Annotated in this window: 20 protein-coding genes; 11 read left to right on the top strand and 9 right to left on the bottom strand. The window is 71.4% G+C overall.

What is annotated here, in order from left to right; genetic code table 11:
• Positions 1–93 precede the first annotated feature (93 nt).
• A complete protein-coding gene (locus BMZ92_RS25680) occupies positions 94–912 on the bottom strand; it encodes an SDR family NAD(P)-dependent oxidoreductase (protein ID WP_245783248.1) in 819 nt (272 codons plus the stop codon).
• A gap of 96 nt (positions 913–1,008) precedes the next feature.
• Between BMZ92_RS25680 and BMZ92_RS25675 the strand changes: the two genes are divergently transcribed.
• Positions 1,009–1,638 (top strand): TetR/AcrR family transcriptional regulator, encoded by a 630-nt coding sequence (locus tag BMZ92_RS25675; protein ID WP_091512472.1) that lies wholly within the window; start codon positions 1,009–1,011, stop codon positions 1,636–1,638.
• Between the two features lie 49 nt (positions 1,639–1,687).
• On the opposite strand, the gene BMZ92_RS25670 is transcribed toward BMZ92_RS25675, so the two are convergent.
• Complete coding sequence (locus BMZ92_RS25670; protein ID WP_091512469.1) at positions 1,688–3,013, bottom strand: aldehyde dehydrogenase family protein; 1,326 nt, start codon at positions 3,011–3,013, stop codon at positions 1,688–1,690.
• Between the two features lie 6 nt (positions 3,014–3,019).
• Positions 3,020–3,535: a DUF1360 domain-containing protein gene (locus BMZ92_RS25665; RefSeq protein WP_091512466.1), complete on the bottom strand. Its 516-nt coding sequence runs from the start codon at positions 3,533–3,535 to the stop codon at positions 3,020–3,022.
• A 74-nt stretch (positions 3,536–3,609) separates the two neighbouring features.
• On the opposite strand from BMZ92_RS25665, the gene BMZ92_RS25660 reads away from it, so the two are divergent.
• On the top strand, positions 3,610–3,852 hold the full coding sequence (locus BMZ92_RS25660) for a DUF2630 family protein (RefSeq protein ID WP_091512463.1): 243 nt from the start codon (positions 3,610–3,612) through the stop codon (positions 3,850–3,852).
• A gap of 127 nt (positions 3,853–3,979) precedes the next feature.
• Here BMZ92_RS25660 and BMZ92_RS25655 read toward each other — a convergent pair whose 3' ends face one another.
• Together BMZ92_RS25655 and BMZ92_RS37540 are read right to left on the bottom strand one after the other, a co-directional pair.
• A complete protein-coding gene (locus BMZ92_RS25655; protein ID WP_091512461.1) occupies positions 3,980–5,032 on the bottom strand; it encodes an endo-1,4-beta-xylanase in 1,053 nt (350 codons plus the stop codon).
• Positions 5,033–5,165: 133 nt separating this feature from the next.
• Positions 5,166–5,342 carry a hypothetical protein gene (locus BMZ92_RS37540; RefSeq protein WP_177228868.1) on the bottom strand — a complete coding sequence of 59 codons (177 nt, stop codon included), beginning with the start codon at positions 5,340–5,342 and terminating at the stop codon, positions 5,166–5,168.
• Between the two features lie 348 nt (positions 5,343–5,690).
• Here BMZ92_RS37540 and BMZ92_RS25650 point away from each other — a divergent pair, with 348 nt between their 5' ends.
• Positions 5,691–6,659 (top strand): YdcF family protein, encoded by a 969-nt coding sequence (locus tag BMZ92_RS25650; protein ID WP_091512457.1) that lies wholly within the window; start codon positions 5,691–5,693, stop codon positions 6,657–6,659.
• A gap of 20 nt (positions 6,660–6,679) precedes the next feature.
• On the opposite strand, the gene BMZ92_RS25645 is transcribed toward BMZ92_RS25650, so the two are convergent.
• The 4 genes from BMZ92_RS25645 to BMZ92_RS25630 all read right to left on the bottom strand — a co-directional run bounded on the left by BMZ92_RS25645 (position 6,680) and on the right by BMZ92_RS25630 (position 10,263).
• Entirely contained in the window at positions 6,680–7,699 is a 1,020-nt protein-coding gene (locus BMZ92_RS25645; protein WP_091512454.1) for a FecCD family ABC transporter permease, read from the bottom strand.
• On the bottom strand, positions 7,696–8,685 hold the full coding sequence (locus BMZ92_RS25640) for a FecCD family ABC transporter permease (protein WP_091512452.1): 990 nt from the start codon (positions 8,683–8,685) through the stop codon (positions 7,696–7,698). The genes BMZ92_RS25645 and BMZ92_RS25640 overlap by 4 nt, the downstream gene beginning before the upstream one ends.
• Before the next feature lie 4 nt (positions 8,686–8,689).
• Entirely contained in the window at positions 8,690–9,709 is a 1,020-nt protein-coding gene (locus BMZ92_RS25635) for an iron-siderophore ABC transporter substrate-binding protein (protein ID WP_091512450.1), read from the bottom strand.
• A 74-nt stretch (positions 9,710–9,783) separates the two neighbouring features.
• Complete coding sequence (locus BMZ92_RS25630) at positions 9,784–10,263, bottom strand: GNAT family N-acetyltransferase (RefSeq protein WP_091512447.1); 480 nt, start codon at positions 10,261–10,263, stop codon at positions 9,784–9,786.
• Positions 10,264–10,341: 78 nt separating this feature from the next.
• On the opposite strand from BMZ92_RS25630, the gene BMZ92_RS25625 reads away from it, so the two are divergent.
• From BMZ92_RS25625 to BMZ92_RS25590, 8 genes are all read left to right on the top strand, one after another.
• Complete coding sequence (locus tag BMZ92_RS25625) at positions 10,342–11,298, top strand: SLAC1 family transporter (protein WP_091512445.1); 957 nt, start codon at positions 10,342–10,344, stop codon at positions 11,296–11,298.
• Entirely contained in the window at positions 11,295–12,164 is an 870-nt protein-coding gene (locus BMZ92_RS25620) for an aldo/keto reductase (RefSeq protein ID WP_091512443.1), read from the top strand. Before BMZ92_RS25625 ends, BMZ92_RS25620 begins: the two co-directional genes overlap by 4 nt.
• A gap of 4 nt (positions 12,165–12,168) precedes the next feature.
• Entirely contained in the window at positions 12,169–12,738 is a 570-nt protein-coding gene (locus BMZ92_RS25615) for a TetR/AcrR family transcriptional regulator (protein WP_091512440.1), read from the top strand.
• 71 nt (positions 12,739–12,809) lie between these two features.
• On the top strand, positions 12,810–13,646 hold the full coding sequence (locus tag BMZ92_RS25610; RefSeq protein WP_091512437.1) for an alpha/beta fold hydrolase: 837 nt from the start codon (positions 12,810–12,812) through the stop codon (positions 13,644–13,646).
• A 17-nt stretch (positions 13,647–13,663) separates the two neighbouring features.
• Entirely contained in the window at positions 13,664–14,383 is a 720-nt protein-coding gene (locus BMZ92_RS25605) for a hypothetical protein (protein WP_091512431.1), read from the top strand.
• A gap of 1 nt (position 14,384) precedes the next feature.
• Positions 14,385–14,984: a flavodoxin family protein gene (locus BMZ92_RS25600; RefSeq protein WP_091512429.1), complete on the top strand. Its 600-nt coding sequence runs from the start codon at positions 14,385–14,387 to the stop codon at positions 14,982–14,984.
• Positions 14,985–15,468: 484 nt separating this feature from the next.
• A complete protein-coding gene (locus BMZ92_RS25595; RefSeq protein ID WP_143249946.1) occupies positions 15,469–16,938 on the top strand; it encodes a sensor histidine kinase in 1,470 nt (489 codons plus the stop codon).
• The gene (locus tag BMZ92_RS25590) at positions 16,923–17,330 is read left to right on the top strand and encodes a roadblock/LC7 domain-containing protein (protein WP_091512425.1); all 408 of its coding nucleotides are present in this window, start codon (positions 16,923–16,925) and stop codon (positions 17,328–17,330) included. Before BMZ92_RS25595 ends, BMZ92_RS25590 begins: the two co-directional genes overlap by 16 nt.
• Positions 17,331–17,332 lie beyond the last annotated feature (2 nt).

Raw genomic sequence — 17,332 nt, 5'->3', positions numbered from 1 at the left:
GGCGCGGGGTGCCGGGGCGGTGCCCCTCCCGTTCGCGGACGTCTCCCCACACCTGACGACGGGCCCGGCACCGTGACAGTCCAAAATGGACCGTCACGACCGAGGGCGTCTTCGAGCCGGATCCGGAGTGCTCATGCGGCCTCGGCCTGAAGGGCGGGGCCGAGGAGGAGCCCACCGTCGATGACGTACTCCGATCCCGTGATGAACGACGCGTCCGGACGACGTGAGGAACAGGAGAAGCCGGGTGACGTCACCCGGCTCCCCGAGCCGGGGGATGGCGAACGGCTCGGGTGAGTAGAACTCGGCGATCGCCGTGGTGGCGCCGGCTGCTGGTTCGTGGATGAAGGGGGTCGCGATCACGCCGGGGTGGATGGTGTTCACGCGGATGTGGTCGCGGCCGAGCTCGAGTGCCGCGGTTCGGGTGAGGCCTCGCACGGCCCACTTGCTGGCGACGTACGGCGCGTAGTGCGCCGTGCCGCCCAGGCCCATGGTCGAGGCGATGTTGACGATGGCTCCCCCTCCCGCCCGGCGCAGAGCGGGGGCTGCGACCTTGATGCCGAGGAACGTCCCCGTGAGGTTGACGTCGAGGATGCGCGACCACGTGGCCTGGTCCGTGTACTCGATCGTGGCAGGCGGGTTCTGTACGCCCGCGTTGTTGACGAGCGCGTTCAGCGCGCCGAAGGCGTTCTCGGCGGTTCGCACAGCGGCAGACCACGAGCTCTCGTCGGTGACGTCGAGGCGGACGAAGCGAGCGCGCGTCCCGAGCTCGTCGGCGAGAGCGGCGCCGCGTTGCGCGTCGATGCCGCCGATCACGACGTTCGCCCCCTCCGCGTGGAAGGCGCGCACGTGGCTCGAGCCCTGGCCGCCGGTCCCACCGGTCACGAGCACGGTCTGGTTGTCGAAGCGGGGCATGGGAGGTTCCTTCGGTACGAGGTGAGTCGGGCGACTCGCCACACACTAGGTCGACGACAGTGGTGAGTCAAGCCACTCACCTCGTATGCTCGGCGCATGAGCAAGGTCGTGACGACGTATCACCAGCGCGTCGCCCAGGAGAAGCGCGCGCAGATCGTGACGGCCGCGACCGCGCTGTTCCTCGAGCTGGGCTACGACCGGACGTCACTGGCGCGGATCGCGGAGCGCTCGGGCGTCTCGCGGGCCACCTTGTTCAAGCAGTTCCCGAGCAAGGCCGCCCTGTTCGACGCCATCGTGACCGAGTCGTGGTCGACCGCTGACGAGGAGGAGCCCCCACCGGCAGGCAACCTCGTCGAGGGACTCGGCATCATCGGCCGCCGCTACGCCGAGCTGCTGGGCCGTGCCCAGATGGCCGACCTGTTCAGGATCGTCATCGCCGAGCTGCCGCGGTTCCCCGAGCTGGCGCATGCCCAGTTCTCGCAGGGGAAGATGCCGTACTTCGAGTCCGTGCGCAGCTACCTCCTGGCTGAGCACAAGGCAGGCACGGTGCGCGTCGAGGACGTGGACCTCGCAGCCACCCAGTTCCTGGGCATGATCTCCAACTACGTCTTCTGGCCGGCGCTCCTGGTGCCGGGCTGGGAGGTGAGCGCCGACCGCGTCGCCGAGGTGGTCGACGAGGCCGTTCGCACCTTCGCCGCCCGGTACGCCGCAGGAGCTGATGCGTAGCGCCCGGCGTGGGGTGGCCCGAGCCCCGGCCCGGGCCACCCCTCCCCACTCACCGTCGCGGCGCCGGCTCCATGTGCACGACCTTCATCCGCGTCAGTTCGTCCAGGAGTTCCGGGCCGTAGCCGAAGCCCTCGCCGCTGGCACCGTGCGGTTGCGCCGCCCCGCCGGGCGCGCCGCCGAAGACGGCGTTCACCTTCACCGTCCCCACGGGCAGCTCCCGCCACGCGCGCTGGGCGTGTTCCATCGAGTTGGTGAGCACCGTCGCCGCGAGGCCGTACCTGTCATCGCACGCTTCGCGCAGCGCCTGGTCGAAGTCCTCGACCACGCGCACCGGCGCGACCGGCCCGAAGGTCTCCTCACGCAGGATCCGCATCGTCGGCGCGCAGTCCGCCAGGACGGTCGCCGGGTAGAACGAGCCCTCCCCCGGCTCGCCGCCGGCAAGCAGCCGCGCCCCGTCGTCGACCGCCTCGGTGACCTGCGCGTGCACCTCGTCGCGCATCCGCTCGTCCACCAGCCGCGGCATCGGGATCTCGTGCGGGCGCTTGCCGGCCTGCTCCACCAGGGCGTCGAGGAACTCGTCGGCGATCGCGCGCGGGACGTAGATCCGTTCCACCGACACGCAGATCTGCCCCGCGTTCGCGAAGGCCCCCAGCGCCGCCTGCTCCGCGGCCCACCGCGGGTCCACATCGGAGTCCACGATCAGCGCGTCGTTCCCGCCGTTCTCCAGCAGCACCTTCGCCCCGGTCGTCGCCGCGGCCGCCGCGATCGAGCGGCCCGTCGCGGTGCTGCCGACGTGCGCGACGACGTCCACGTCCGGGTGCGCGGCCAGCTGCGCGCCGACCCGCCCGTCACCGGACACGCACCGCAGCACCCCCTCCGGCAGCTGCTCGGCGACGATCTCCGTCAGCAGCGCCCCCACACCGGGACAACGCTCACTCGGCTTGTGCACCACGGTGTTCCCGGTCGCCAGCGCCGCACCGAGCAGCCCGCACGCCACCGCGACGGGGTCGTTCCACGGCGTCAGCGCGACCACGACACCGCGCGGCTCGGGCACCATCAGGTCCGTCGCACCCCAGCTGCCCTGCAGGCTCCGCCCGCGGTGCGCCGGCCCCAGCTCCGCGTACTGCTCCAGCGTGCCGGCGCCGGCCTCGATGCCGCCCTTGGCCTCGTCCAGCAGCTTCCCGGTCTCGCGGTGGTTGAGTTCCGCCAGCTCGTCGATCCGCTCCCGCAACCGGGCCGCGGCCGCCTTCAACGCCGCCGCGCGCTCCGCCGCCGGGGTCCGCGCCCACTCGGCGAACGCGACCCGCGCGGCCACGATCGCGTCACCGGCCTCGCGGAAGGTCGCCGTGGTTTCGTGCTCGATCAGGTCCGTCATCGCTTCTTACCCCTTCTCCGCGAGCTGCTGTGCCTTCGCGTACGCCAACTGCAGGAAGTCCGCCCCGGCCAGCGCGGCGAACGCACCGGCGACGAGCCGGGTCAGCCGGGGCGCGAACACCAGGCCGAACGTGAACGCCGTCACGACCCACATGTCGAGGCAGAACGGGCACGACAGCAGCTCACCGAGGCTGTGCCGCAGCCCGCTGGGCTTGCGGACCTCCTCCATCACCTCCGCGGGGCCGCCGGTGCCCGAGTACCGGGTGAACGGCGCCCGCAGCGGGCTGGTCACCGCGTCCTTGGTCAGGGTCCTGGACAGCTTGTGCGTGCCCAGCGCGACCACCACCAGGTCCTCCTTCGGCACCCGTGGCGGCAGCTTCCGGCCGGTCAGCACCGCGACCGCCGACGTGATCGCGACGAGCACGCCGTAGACGGTCATCACCGCCAGGTAGCCGCCGAGCGGCCGGTCCTCGCCGTCCCGGTACGCCCTGGCCTGGTCCTTCAGCTCGTGCAGAGCAGACATGCGCCCTCCTTCCGCGGGAGGACTACCCGCCGAGGTCGCGGGCAACCCCCGGTCGGCCGGGGTACGGTGGGCCCGTGACGGAGAAGGACATCATCGGCAACATCGACGAGCTCATCGCCGAGGAGCACAAGCTGCGCGAGAAGGCGACCGGGTCCGGTCTCGAGGAGTCGGACCGCGCCCGCATGCGGCAGCTCGAGGAGCAGCTCGACCAGTGCTGGGACCTGCTGCGCCAGCGCCGAGCCCGCCGGGAGTTCGGCGAGGACGAGAACGCCGCCGAGGTCCGGCCCGTCAACGAGGTCGAGCACTACCAGCAGTGAGCGCCGGACGGGATCGCAGTACCGGAAAGCCCGGCGTGCGGTCCGAAAAGGACTGGAGCACGCCGGGCTCTCCTGACACCCGGTTTCCCCCCACTGGGCGCGGGGGAACCGGGACGGCGCGGGCGGGTCAGGCGGCGTGCGCCACCGACCGTGCCGCCAGCTCCGCGCGCACCGCGTCGTAGGCCGGTTTCGGCTGGTAGTTCTCGTCGAGCAGGTTCGCCGCGCCCTCACCCTCGAACCAGCCCGGCACCCACGAGTACTTGTCCGTGAAGCCCCAGACGGTGAACGAGATGCAGTGCCGGGTGGCGAGGCAGTCGCCGAGGATGTCGCGGTAGACGTCGGCCTGTGCGCGCAGTTTCGCCGCGTCCGGTGGCAGCACCATGCGCACGTCGGCCTCGGTGATCGCCGTGTCGAGGCCGAGCCGGTCGAAGCGCTTCAGGTTCTCCCGGAAGGTGGTGGGCGGCGCGTCGACCGTGAGGTGCGCCTGCACACCCACGCCGTCGATCGGCACGCCCTGCGCCCGCAGGGATTTCACGAGCGCGTAGACCGCGTCGCTCTTCGCGTTGACGTCCTCGATGTTGTAGTCGTTGTAGAAGAGTTTCGCCTTCGGGTCGGCCTGGTGCGCCCAGCGGAACGCGTCGGCGATGTAGCCGGGGCCGAGTTTCCGCAGCCAGATCGTGTCGCGCAGCGTGCCGTCCTCGTTGAAGGCCTCGTTCACCACGTCCCACTGCCAGATGCGGCCCCGGAAGTGCCCGACGGTGTCGAAGATGTGCTGCCGCAGGATGTTCCGCAGCTCGGCCGCCGAGAAGTCGGTCTCGTTCAGCCACGCGGGCAACTGGTTGTGCCACACCAGCACGTGCCCGCGCACCGCCTGGCCGTGCCGGCGGGCGAAGGTCATCAGCTCGTCGGCCGCGCTCCAGTCGTACTGCCCGCGTTGTGGTTCCAGCACCTCCCACTTCATCACGTTTTCCGCGGTCACGGTGGAGAACTCGCTGCCGGTGCGCTGGCGGTACACCGGGTCGGCGTCGAGTGCGGCCATGTCCACGGCGGTGCCGATGCGGAGGTCGTGCCGGGCCGCCAGCTGGCGCAGGGTCGGCGGGGAGGCCGAAGCGAACGGAGCGGCGAGCGGGGTGGCGAGGAGTACGAGCGCCCCGACGACGATGGCGAGGAATCTGCGCATGGGAACTCCGGAAAATTGTCGAAATATTTCGAACACGGGCGGATTGCCCGTCGCACGGTAAGGCGGATTTACACGGCGCGTCAAGGGCAGCACAGCGGGAAACCGCTCGGTGCCCATTCTCGAAAACTTTCGATCAACGGGAATCGCGGATGGGCAGAACGCTCGCCGTCACGGTCACGGGCAACGACCCGACGGTGGTCGCGCAGAAACCCACCTGCCGGTCGTGCTCGTCGCGGTTGTCCTGCTGCTCGTGGCGGTGGTGCTGTGGCCGCGCGACGAGACCCCGGGCCGCGCCACCGGGACCGGCCACGATCGTCCCGCTCGTCGGGCATCGCCGAGGCCGTGCTCGCCGACCACCGGACGCGGAAGGTGTACACGGAGACGAAAACCGAGGCGTACGAACGGTTCCGGCAGATCTTCCGTGACAACCGGGACCTGGCCGACCACGCCCGTCCGGAGGCGTTGCCCGCCTCGGTCACGAAGGAGTTCATCTGCTTGCCCGACCGGGCGTCGACGGGGCGCGGACCGGGCTTCTCGGCGGCGTTCGTCCTCAGTGAGCAAATGCTGACGACGGCCGCCACCACGGAAGCGACCACGCTGCTGCGGTTTGCAGCCCTGAAAGCGGTTTCACCCGCCCCCGTGCGGGGTATGGAGAACCGTGTTGTACGCGTACCTCGCCGCTGTCGCGCTGGTGCTCTTCGTCCTCGGGGTGGCGAAGGAGCCGCGGCGGGTGAGCAACGCCGTGTGGCTCGGTACGGCCGCCTTGTTCGCCCTTCTGGAGCTCGTCGTCAGGGCGCACGAGGCCCCCTGGCTGAAAACCGTCCTCGGAGTCGCGTTCGTGGTCGTCGCCATGATCCTGCCCGTCGCGCTCATCGCGAACGGCGTCGTGATGTGGCGGCGCGAGGGGCACCGGCTGCGCAACCTCCTGTCGCTGCTCGCCGGGGTCGGGCTCGCCGCCACGGCCGTCCTCTCCCTGGCCACCGGGCCCAGCACCAACCCGTGGCTCAACGCCCCGGTCGGCTCGGTCGTGTTCGTCGTCGCCTACGCCGCGTTCCTGTTCGGCTGCTTCCTGCTGTACTCGCTCGTCTACGGCAGGCTGCGCCGCCGCCGGGGGTTCGCCGCGATCATCGTGCTCGGCGCCGGGCTCGCGAACGGCCAGGTGCCACCGCTGCTCGCCGCCCGGCTCGACCGGGCCATCCGGATCTTCCGCAAGGAATGCCACGGGCCGCTGATCGTCGTCTCCGGCGGGCGCGGCCCGGACGAGACACGCACCGAAGCCGACGCGATGCGCGAGTACCTCGTCGACCGCGGTATCCCGGCAGACAAGATCCTCACCGAGGACCAGGCCACCACCACGGAGGAGAACCTGCGCCTCGCGACCGCACTGCTCCCCGCCAACAGGCGTCCCCTCGTCGCCGTCACCAGCAACTACCACGTGTTCCGCACGGCCGTCACGGCCCGCCGCCTCGGGTTGCGGCTCGACGTCGCCGGAGCGCCGACCGCCCGCTACTTCCTGCCCAGCGCCTTCCTCCGCGAGTTCGCCGCCCTGGTCGCGCACTACCGCCTCACGAACATCGCCGCCGCCGGGCTGCTCGCGCTCATCCCGTGGGCGATGCTCCTGGACTGAACCCGGAGGCGGTCAGCCGGTCATCCCCGCGTGCCCCGGTTCGCCGTCGCCAGCAGGTACAGCAGGTACGGCGCGCCGACCGCGCCGGTGACCACCCCGACCGGCAGCTGCGTGCCGCCGACGAGGTGCTGCGCCGCGAAGTCCGCGACCAGCAACAACAACGCCCCGGTCAGCGCCGCCGCGACCAGGCTCGGCCGCCCGGTGCGCAGCAGCTGGAAGGCGATCGCACCCGACAGGAACGCCGCGAACGTCACCGGTCCCGCCGAGGCGGTCGCCACCGCGGCCAGCCCCACCGCGACCGCCAGCAACGCGAGGCGGTCCCGTTCGACGCGCGCGCCGAGCCCGGTCGCGACCTCGTCGCCGAGCTGCAGCACCGGCAGTTTCCGCCCCACCACCAGCACGAGCGGCACCAGCACGACGAGGAACGCCGCGATCGCGCGGACGTCCCACCAGTCCGCGCCGTTGAGGCTGCCCGTCAGCCAGACCAGCGCCAGCGACGCCAGCCGGTAGTCCGCCCGCGTCAGGAAGTACGACATGACGCTCGCCAGCACCGCCGCGATCCCGATGCCGACCACCACGAGCCGCTGCCCGGCGAACCCGCGCCGCCACGCCAGCACGTAGATCAGCACCGCGGTCACCAGCCCGCCCACCAGCGAAGCGCCCGACAGGACGAACCCGGACGCGCCGAACACGACGATCCCCATCACCGCGACCGCGCTGGACCCTGCGGTGACGCCGATGATGTCCGGGCTGGCCAGCGAGTTGCGCAGCAGCCGCTGGAACACCGCGCCGGACAGGCCGAACGCCATCCCCACCAGCACCGCGAGCAGCGCCCGCGGCAGCCGCAGGCGCACCACGACGTAGTGCGTGGCGACGGTGCCGTTGCCCGTCAGCGCCCCCACCACCTGCGACGGCGAGAGCGGGTAGTCCCCAATGGACAGTGACAGCACGAACACGGCGGCCAGCGCGACCGCGAGCCCCGCGCACATCACCACCGTCCGCCGCGCCAGGCGGCGGCGCACCGCGAGCACCGCGCTCACACCGACACCCACTTCCGGCGCCGCACCAGCACCACGAGCACCGGGGCGCCGAGCACCGCGGTGATGATCCCGACCTGGACCTCGCCGGGCCGCGCGATGACCCGGCCGAGGATGTCGGCGACGAGCACGAGCAGAGCGGCGAGCACCGCCGAGTACGGCAGCAGCCAGCGGTGGTCCGGCCCGGTGATCAGCCGGGCGAAGTGCGGGACGACGAGCCCCACGAACGCGATCGGCCCCGCCATCGCGGTCGCCGTCCCGCACAGCACCACGACGGCGAGCACGCACAACGCCCGGCTCAGCGGCACGTTGAGCCCGAGCGAGCTGGCGACGTCGTCCCCCATGGACAGTCCATTGAGGAGCCTCGCGCACGCCACCGCGAGCACCAGCCCGGCGGCGAGGAACGGCAGCCCCTGCCACGCGACGTCCAGATCGCGCCCCGCGAGCGAACCCACCTGCCAGAACCGGAACTGCTCGTAGGTGGAGTTGTCGGTGACGAGCAGACCGGTCGTCACCGAACCGAACGCGGCGGTGCACGCCGCTCCGGCGAGCACGATCTTCAGCGGTGTCGCGCCGTCGCGCCCGAGCGTGCCGATGCCGTACACGATGACCGCCGCCACCGCCGCGCCGAGGAACGCGAACCACACGTACCCCGCCATCGACTGCACACCGAACACGCTGATGCCCAGCACGACGAACAGCGACGCGCCCGGGCTGATCCCGAAGATCGCGGGGTCCGCGAGCGGGTTGCGGGTGAGCCCCTGCAGGATCGCCCCGCCCGCGCCGAGCGCGATCCCGGCGAGCAGCCCGATGAGCGTCCTGGGTACGCGCACCTGCGTCACGATGAGGTGGTCCGGGTCGCCGGGGTCGTGGTGCAGCAGCGCGTCGAGCACCACCGACGGCGGGATCCACTTGGTGCCCACGGCGATGCCGGCGGCGGCCACCACCGCCAGCGCCACCGTGAGCAGGGCGAGTCCTGTCCCTTTCACACCCTCAGCGTGCCAGTGCCCGCGCCAGCTGCGGCACGACCTGGTCGATCGCGTAGGACAGGCCGAGCGGGGTCGCGCTGGCGAAGGCCAGCGAGATCGTCTTGTCCGACAGCACCACCGCGTGCCCGGCCTTCACCGAGGGCACCGCCTGGAACAGCGGGTCGTTCGAGATGTCCTCGGGCGCCACGCCGATCGCCGCCATCACCGTCACGTCCGCGTCGAGCAGGTCCATGCGCTCCGCGGACACGCTGACCGAGAACCCGTTGCCCGCCAGCGCCTGCACCTTCGGCGACTGCATGAAACCCAGCTTCTTCAGGAACTCCACGCGGCCATCGCCGTTGACGTACGCGCCGTACCCGGCGCCGGACTTGGCACCGGCCACCGCGGTCTTCCCGGCGAACTCGGGGTGCGCCGCGGCCGCCTGCTGGAACTTGGCTTCGAGGTCACTCCGCACCTTGGCCGCCTCGGCGGTCTTGCCGAGCGCCTTGCCGATGATGTCGAGCTGGTCCTGCCACGAGGTCTGGTACGACTCGGCGCCCTTGGGGATGCTCACAACCGGCACGCCGAGCCCGGAGAGCTTGTTGTAGCGGTCCTTGTCGCCGCTGGCACGCGTGTCGAGGATCAGGTCGGGGTTGAGCGCGGCGATCTTCTCGAGGTCCACCTCCAGCGTGCCGAGCTGGGTGGGCGGCGTGGTGTAGCGCTTGTCCTGCGGCACCCACGACGGCACGCCGTCGCCACCGATGGCGAGCCAGTCCGAGGCGCCGACCGGCTGCACGCCGAGGGTCAGCGCCACCTCCGCGTCGCCCCAGCCGAGCGCGACGACGCGCTTGGGCTGGCTGGGCACGGTCACGTCGCCGAACGCGGTCGGGATCGTCACGGGGAACGCGGCTCCGGCGGCGGCCGGGCCGGAGGTCGTCACGGTGTCCTGGTTCCCGCCGCCCGAACCGCACCCGGCGAGCGCGAGCAGCGCCCCCAGCAGACAGACGAGCAACGCACCGCGTTTCCGCGGCCGACCAGCGAACATGACGGATCCTCCCTGCTGATTAAGCTTTGCCTAACCTAATTCAACCAGGGCAGGCGGCGTCCAGATGAGCATGGTCACACGTCGCGGCGCATCGCCACCCGGGGCCAGCGGTCCAGGCCGTGCGCGGCCTCGCGCTCGCGGATCGCCCGCAGGCCCGGCGTCAGCTCGCCGTCGTCGAGGACGCGGAAACCGCAGCGGCGGTAGTACGGCGCGTTCCACGGTACGTCGGCGAAGGTCGTCAGCGTGACAGCGGCTCCCGCGGCGGCGTGGTCGATCAGCGCCCGGCCGATGCCGCGCCGGGCGTACTCGGGCCGGACCGAGACCTGTTCGATGTGGACACAGCCGTCGACGAGGTCGGCGAGCAGGTAGGCGGCCGGGTGTTCACCGGCCACCCAGGCGCGGCCCGCACGCCGGTAGCCGTCGAGCACCTCCACGGACAGCGGCTCGTCGTCGGCGATCTCGGGCATGCCGAAAGCCCGGAAGCTCTCCCCCGCCGCCCGCTCGACCTCCCGCAGGACCTCCAGCTCGTCCTCGCGCACCAGGCGGATCTCCATGGTCCGAGCGTAAGCGGTGGGCAGCGTCACCTCCGGTGGGATTGACGACTTAAGACGACCGGTCATATTGTCCTTCTCATGACTCAGTCCCGGCTTCCGCTCAACACACTCGGGATCGCGTTCGGGCTCTCCGGCCTCGCCGGCACGTGGACGACCGCGGCCGCCGCACTCGGCGCTCCGCACGCCATCGGCGAACTCCTCTGGCTCGTCGCGGCCGTCGCGTGGTTCACGCTCCTCGCCCGGTACGCGACCGGGATCTCCCACCCGCGCGACGTGGCCGAAGATCTCCGGCACCCCGCGCTCGGGCCGTTCGCCGCGCTCGCCCCGGCCACCGGCTCACTGCTCGCGGCGCACCTCGCGACGTTCCTGCCCACCACCGGCGCCGTGCTGGTCTGGCTGCTGTTCGCGGTGAGCACGGCGTTCGGCGCCTGGTTCGTCGCCGGGCTGCTGACCGTGCAGCGTCCACTCGGAACACTCCACGGCGGCTACCTCCTCCCCACGGTCGCGGCCTCGCTGTTGTCCGCGCAGTCGCTCGCGACGATCGGGCAGCGGCACGTGGCGCTCGTGGTGTTCGCCGCGGGCATCCTGTTCTGGCTGCTCATCGGCGCCGTCCTGCTGGCCCGGTTCGCGACCGGACCCGAGCTGCCCGCCCCGCTGCTGCCGACGCTCGCGATCTTCTCGGCCCCGCCGGCCGTCGCGGGCAACGCGTGGTGGGCGATCGACGGGCCGCACGCGGGCGTCGTGCACGACGTCCTGCTCGGCACGATGGTGGTCCTGCTGCTGCCGCACCTGTTCCTGCTCCGCCGCTACGCGCGGCTGCCGTTCGCGATCGGCTTCTGGGCCTTCACGTTCACCGCGGCGGCCAGCGCCACCTACGGCATCCGGCTGCTGACGCTCACCCCGTCGGCCCCGCACACCACGCTCGCGTGGCTCGTGCTCGCGGCCGGCACCGGCCTCGTCGGCTCGATCGCGATCCGCTCGCTCGGCCTGCTCCACCCCCACTTCCACCTGCCCGTTTCCTGGAGGCTCTCATGAATTCCGCGACCGCGGCCGGCACCTTCCGCATCGGCGGCGACCTGCCCGTCGCCCGGCTCGGGTTCGGTTCGATGCAGCTCACCGGCCCCGGCGCCTACGGCCCGTCCCGCGACGCCGCAACCGCCCGCGCGGTCCTGCGCCGGGCCGTCGAGCTCGGCGTCACGCTGATCGACACCGCCGACGCCTACGGGCCCGGCGTCGCCGAAACCCTGATCGCCGAGGCCCTGCACCCCTACCGCGAAGACCTGGTCATCGCCACGAAAGGCGGGTTCGTCCGCAACCGGCGTGGCGACTGGCTCACCGACGGGCGGCCGGAGCACCTGCGTGAAGCCCTCGACGGCAGCCTGCGGCGGCTCCGCCTTGACCACATCGACCTCTACCAGCTGCACCGCGTCGATCCGCGGGTCCCGCTGGCGGACCAGGTCGGCACGCTCCGGGAACTGCGGGACGCCGGCAAGATCCGGTACGTCGGCCTGAGCGAGGTCAGCGTCGCGCAGCTGCGCGAGGCCGAGCGCATCGTGCCGATCGCGACCGTGCAGAACCTGTACAACCTCGCCGAGCGCGGGTCGGACGACCTGGTCAGCTACACCGCCGAGCGCGGGATCGGCTTCATCCCGTGGTTCCCGCTCGCGACGGGAGGGCTGACGACGCCTTCGGGTCCGCTGGGCGCGCTGGCCGCCCGCACCGGTGCGAGCCCTTCGCAGCTCGCGCTGGCGTGGCTGCTGCGGCGCTCCCCCACGATGCTGCCGATCCCCGGCACGTCGAGCGTCGCGCACCTCGAAGAGAACGTGGCCGCCGCCGGGCTGCGCTTGGACGCGGCGGAGTTCGCGTTACTTGACAACATCCAAGACGATCGGTCATATTGAACCCATGCCGCAGGTGAGCGTGAAGAACAAGCTGGTCGAGCACGCCGAGGACGTGTTCCGCCGCCAGGGTTTCAACGGCGCGAGCGTGCAGGACATCACGAAGGCCGCCGGGGTGCCCAAGGGCTCCTTCTACAACCACTTCGAGAGCAAGCAGGCGCTGGCGGCCGAGATCGTCCGCCGGTACGCGCGGAGCACGGACTTCTCGATGCTGCGCGAGGAGGGTCCGGCGCTCGAGCGCCTGCGCAGGCACTTCGCCGCACAGGCGGACCGCACGCGCGGCACCGGCGTGGAGTTCGGTTGCCTGCTCGGCACCTTCGCCAACGACAGCACCACCGCGGGCGACCAGGTGCAGGAGGCGGTCCGGGAGACGCTGGACGCCTGGACGGACGCGGTCGCGGAGATCATCGCGGAGGGCCAGGAGTCCGGCGAGATCACCAAGTCCCGCTCGGCGAAGACGCTCGCGACGTTCCTGATCGATTCCTTCGAGGGCGCCACCTTGCGCGCGAAGACCGTTTCGGACCAGTCGGTCGTCGCCGACCAGCTCGACATCGCCTTCGAGGCGCTGCGCCCCTGAACTCCCCCGCCCGCCCCATCGGGCACTCTTTTACCCGTATCAAGATGACCGGTCACATTGATTGGAGCACCATGACCACCCACCAAACCGCCGAGACGCGCTTCGCCGAGGCCGACGGCGTCACCTACGCCTACCGCCGCTTCGGCGTCCCCGGCGGCACGCCCCTGCTGATGCTGCAGCACTTCCGCGGCAACCTCGACAACTGGGACCCCGCGCTGACGGACGCGCTCGCCGCGCACCGGGAGGTCATCCTGGTCGACTACGCCGGTGTCGGCGCTTCGACCGGGCGCCCCGCCCACACCGTCGCCGAGACCGCACGCCAGATCATCGCGTTCACCGAGGCGCTGGGTCTGTCCGAAGTGGACATACTGGGCTTCTCGCTCGGCGGGTTCGTCGCGCAGGACATCGCACTCATCCGGCCGCACCTGGTGCGACGGCTGGTGCTCGCGGGCACCGGGCCGAAGGGCGCGCCGGGGATGCACGGCTGGCGCCAGGACATCGCCGACCACGCCCGCACCGACGAGTCCAGCGGCGAGGACCTGCTCTACATCTTCTTCGCCCACACGGAAACCAGCCAGGAAAAGGGCGTGGAGTTCCTCGGCCGCTTCCTGCGGCGGCAGGAGGGCCGTGACGCGCCGACCAGCCTGGCCGTGCGCGACGCGCAGTACGACGCCGTGCTGGAGTGGGGCGTGCCGGACCACGGCGCGCTCCAGCGGCTCACCGGGATCAAGAGCCCGACGCTGGTCCTGCAGGGCGACGACGACCTCATGATCCCGACGAAGGTCAGCCACCTCATGGCGGGCCTCATCCCGGACGCGCGCATCCGCGTCTACCCCGACTCCGCGCACGCGTTCCTGTTCCAGTACCCGGCCGAAGTGGCCGCGGACGTGACCGATTTCCTCGCCTGAGACCCGGAAGGACCCCGATGACCGGCCTGTTGACGACGATCCTCGAAGCGCACGGCGGCCTGGCCCGGTGGCAGGAGGCGCGCCGCATCTCCGCCCGCCAGTTCTCCGGAGGCGTGCTGTGGGGCCTGAAGGGCCACCCCGGCGCCGCGAACGACGTGACGGTGACCGTGGACCTGCACCGCGAGTTCACCTCGCACGAACCGTTTTCCGAGGAGGGGCACCGCACTTCCTTCACCCCGGAGCGCGTCGCCATCGAAACGACGGGGGGTGAGGTGGTGGAGGAGCTGCGGAACCCGCGCGAGTCGTTCGCCGGGCACGAGCTGAGCACGCCGTGGAACCGGCTGCAGCTCGCCTACTTCACCGGCTACGCCATGTGGACCTACCTGACCGAGCCGGTTTCGCTGACCTTCCCCGGGGTGGAAACCGAGGAGATCGACCCGTGGACCGAGGACGGCGAGAAGTTCCGCCGCCTGCGGGTCCGCTACCCCGCGGACCTCGCCACGCACAGCCCCGAACAGACGCTGTACGTGGACTCCGACGGCCTGCTCCGCCGCCGCGACTACAACGTCGACGTGGCGGGCGGCGCGCCCAGCGCCCACTACATCTCCGGCCACCGCGAGGTGTCCGGGCTCGTGATCCCCTCGGAACGGCTGATCTACAGCCGCGACGAGCACGGCGCGAAGGTGCCGGAGCCGCTGATCGTCTCCGTCCACCTGGAAGACATCGAGGTCCACTGACATGACCACCACCAGCATCGCCGTCGCCTACCACTCCGGCTTCGGCCACACCCGGGTACTGGCCGAGGCTGTCGTCCGGGGCATCACGAGTGGTGGCGCGGAAGCGCACCTGCTCGCCGTCGACTCGCTCACCGACGCGGACTGGTCCACCTTGGACGCCGCGGACGCGATCATCTTCGGCGCGCCCACGTACATGGGCGGCGCGTCGGCGGGCTTCCACACCTTCGCCGAGCAGACGAGCAAGCGCTACCTCGAAGGCCGCTGGCGGGACAAGCTCGCCGCCGGGTTCACCAACTCCGGTTCCAAGAGCGGCGACAAGTCCAACACGCTCGCGTTCCTGTCCGCGTTCGCCTACCAGCACCAGATGATCTGGGTCAGCCTCGGCCTCATGCCGGGCTGGAACTTCACCACCAGCAGCGAGCACGACCTCAACCGCCTCGGCTTCTGGACCGGCGCGGCCGCCCAGACCCACAACGATTCGCCTGCGGAGGACGTGCACCCTTCGGATGTGGCGACCGCGGAGCATCTCGGGAGGCGGGTTGCCGGGCAGGCTCGGGTGGTCGTGGCTGGGCGTGGGGTGTTGGCTGGTTCTACGAGGTGAGGGTGGGGTTGGGGACGGGGCCACCGGGCGTGGCCGCGGGCGGCAGGTGGTTCGCCCGCGCACGGCCCAGGTGACCTGAGTCGAGGCCGAGGAGGTGGACGAGGCACTGGCGGTCTTCCCCGCCGGGTAGCGCTTCCCACTACGCGCCGCGACGCCGGGGGTAACGCTGAGAAAGCGCTTACTTCCGGCGTCTCTCATGTCGCGATCAAGCCGTTAGGCAGAACGGGTGACAACTGGCCAGTAGCCGTTATCGAGGGTGAGGTTCTCCCCTCTTGGGGCGATGAAGGATGACGTCTGCGGTAGCATCCCTGCGCCAAGATCACCAACCGGTGTCAAGGCTCCGGGTGGCCCATCTTCACGATCTTGTCGTCTGCACCTTGCCGTCCCCACGTATGGGAAGGACCTGATGTCTGATCATCCTGTACCTGGCGGGCCTCACCTCACCCGAAGCGCCCCGGCGCCCGCCCGCGGCGTGCTGTGGCCCGTGGTGGCCGTCAGCGTCGTGCTCGCGCTGGCCGGGGGCACCGGCGTCGCGATCGCCGCGGTCCAGCCCGGCTGGGCGATCGCGCTCTGCGTCGCCGTCGTCGTCGTGGCCGGGCTGGCCGTACTGGTCACGGCGCTCCGGGTGAAGGCAGCCCCTCCCCCGCCACCCGCCTACCAGCAACCCCCGCCGCAGTCGCTGCCCCCGGAACCGGTGGCCGTCTTCGGCACCGAACCCGGTCAGCGCCGCGACGTCTTCGGCAAGCTCGCCCAGCGCCTGCAGGGCCTGATCAACCGCGCCATCTCGGCGGTCGACGACCAGGAACGCTCGATCGAGGACCCGGAGCAGCTCAAGGGCCTCTACGAGATCGACCACCTGATCACCCGCATGCGGCGCCAGGCGGAGAACCTCGCCGTCCTCGGCGGCGGCGCGCTGCAGCGCCGCTCCAAGACGCCCGTCGACGCGTACGCTGTGCTTCGCTCGGCAGTAGCCGAGATCGAGCACTACAAGCAGGTGACGATCATGCCCATCGAGCACGTCCAGGTGCACGGGCACGTCGTCGCCGAGGTGATCCACCTGCTCGCCGAGCTGCTGGAGAACGCGACCACGTGGACCGCGCCCGACGCGCCCAAGGTCGTGCTGCGCGCCCACCGCGTCACCGCCGGGCTGGCGGTCGTCGTCCAGGACCGCGGGCTGGGCATGCCCCGCGCGGACCAGGAACGCATCAACCAGCTGCTGGACGGGTCCGCCGACCTCGACCTCGCCGAACTGCTGCAGGACGGCCGCATCGGCCTCGGCGTGGTGAAGGAGCTGGCACGACGGCACGGCATCCGGGTGCGGCTCGAGGACAACATCTTCGGCGGGATCGACGCCGCCGTGGTGCTGCCGCACGAGCTGCTCAGCGAACAGCGCACCGAAGAGGCCGAGGAGAACTGGGAGACCGCGGCCCTGCCCGCTCCCGTGCCCGCCGTCGAGCAGTCCCGGCCCGGGATCGGCGCGCCCGTGCCGGTGCTCGCGGGACGGCACGAAGCGCCCGCCGAGGGCCACCTCCCCGTGCGCGACCCCGGTTCCTCGTTCCTCCCGTCGCCCACGCCCCGGCAGCAGCCCGTGTCCGCCCCGGAACCCCCGCCGTGGCAGCAGCAGACGCCGGAACCGGAAGCGACGCAGTGGCAGACCCCGGAGCCCGAAGCGACGCAGTGGCAGGCCCCTGAGCCGGAGCCGCTGCGCTACCAGGGCGCGGCCGAGTCCGACTCGCCGGACCACCTGCCGCCGCTGCCCCAGCGCCGCGCGACGCCGAGCCACCTGCGGCCCGAACTGCGGGAAGCGCCGGTCCGCCCCACGGTGGTTCCCGGCCACAACCCGAACCTCATCGGTGCCGCCCGGCTGGGCCTCGAGCGCAGCCAGGAACCCGATCCCGCCCCGTCCCAGTCAGACAGCGAACAAGGAGGCTCCACCGCATGGCCGACGACCTGAACTGGCTGCTCAGCCGGCTCGTCGAGAAGGTCCCGAGTGCACGCAGCGCGGTACTGCTGTCCGCCGACGGCATCGCGAAGAACTGGCACGGGCTCGCCCGTGACGACGCGGACCAGCTGGCCGCGCTCGCCAGCGGCATGTGCTCGCTGGCCAAGCAGGTGGGCACGCGCTTCGGCGACGGGGACGACGGCGTGCGGCAGGTCGTGACGGAGCTGGGCGAGGTGATCCTGTTCGTCACCGCCGCGGGCGCCGGCAGCGTGCTCGCCGTGCTGGCGGGCCGGGACGTCAACGCCAACAGCCTCAGCTACGAGATGGGCAGGCTCGGCACCCAGATCCCCAGCCACCTCTCGACCCCCGCCCGTCAGCCCGTGGCACAGCAAGGGAACTGGTAACG

This window comes from Amycolatopsis sacchari (assembly GCF_900114035.1).
In the GTDB taxonomy this organism is placed as follows: Bacteria; Actinomycetota; Actinomycetes; order Mycobacteriales; family Pseudonocardiaceae; genus Amycolatopsis_E; species Amycolatopsis_E sacchari.
Note: the sequence above shows the minus strand (reverse complement) of the source record. Positions and strands in the feature narration are given on the sequence as shown.